We start from the raw sequence: 1052 nt of genomic DNA, 5'->3' as shown, positions 1-1052 counted from the left end.
TCTTGGTAAAACCCTTTCCAGGCTTCGGTTCGACTCGCCGACATAGCCGCATTGTGCAGAAGGCGGCGGGCTTCTGGATCGCCTCGCTTGGTCAAACTCCGGCGACCATCTTTTTGCCCTGATTTTGACACCCGCAAGTCCATTCCAAGAAAGGCGATAAAGGCATCTGCGTTTCGGAAGTCTCCGCGCTGGAACGCCGTGAGCAAGCGCGCGCCAGTCAAAAATCCAACCCCTTCAACTTTCAAGCAACGCTTCAACTGCCCCAGCAAACCGGCTTCTTTCAGCTGATCGTTGATCGTCTTTTCGATCAGCGTCTCAAGCTGCTGCATGGACTTTATTTGCTCGGAAAAAGCAGCCTTCAGCAAGGGCTCATTCGACCAGCTTTGCACTAGGCCGACCCTGGCCTGGACCAAGGCCGCCCGGCGGCGAAAAAGACTCAGGAGTTGGCGATACAGCGGTGTCGGCGGCGTCCATGGGTGAAGTTCTTCATGCTCGTTCTTCAGATAGCGAGCAAGCAGTTTGGCATCCAGTGCATCGGTTTTGGCACGGACCTTCACACCTTCTCGGTAATGTTTGAGCTCATAGCCGCCCACCATGTAAATCACGCAGCCGGCCTCAAAGGCCAGGTCAGCGAACTCCAGGTGGTAGATGTTGGTGGCTTCAACAGCAATAGCCACACTCCCCGGCAAGTCCTTTAACCACTTGTTGATGCTGGTTTTGTTGTTGGGAATCTCTTCAAGCAGGTCCAGTTCGGCGTGATAAATCACCAATTCTTTCTTGGCGACATCCACGCCCACGATCGGCTTTGAAACAGAAACCGGCATTGCCATAGGTTTTCCTCCGGGATAAGGTTTTAAGCACTTGAAGGGCTCACCCAGAGGCGCAGGCTTGTTCCTATCGTCGGTCTAGGCCAGATGCATTCTTTATCGGCGCTTGGGTGAAAGGAGGAGGGGCGAACTCTCCCACAGTCTGTACTGCGTCAACAGTCAGAATCGAGCCTTGTCCCTCCTCCTCCCTTCAAGTCCTACCATACAAGCGAGCCTGCTCGCGAA

General features: G+C 54.3%; 1 protein-coding gene. It reads right to left on the bottom strand.

The features are described from left to right. On the bottom strand, positions 1–830 hold an 830-nt coding region (locus AC3WWR_RS30835; protein ID WP_492599321.1), incomplete at its 3' end, for an IS110 family transposase. Between the last annotated feature and the right edge of the window lie 222 nt (positions 831–1052).

It is taken from the genome of Pseudomonas sp. EB271-G4-1, assembly GCF_058791355.1.
Note: the sequence above shows the minus strand (reverse complement) of the source record. Positions and strands in the feature narration are given on the sequence as shown.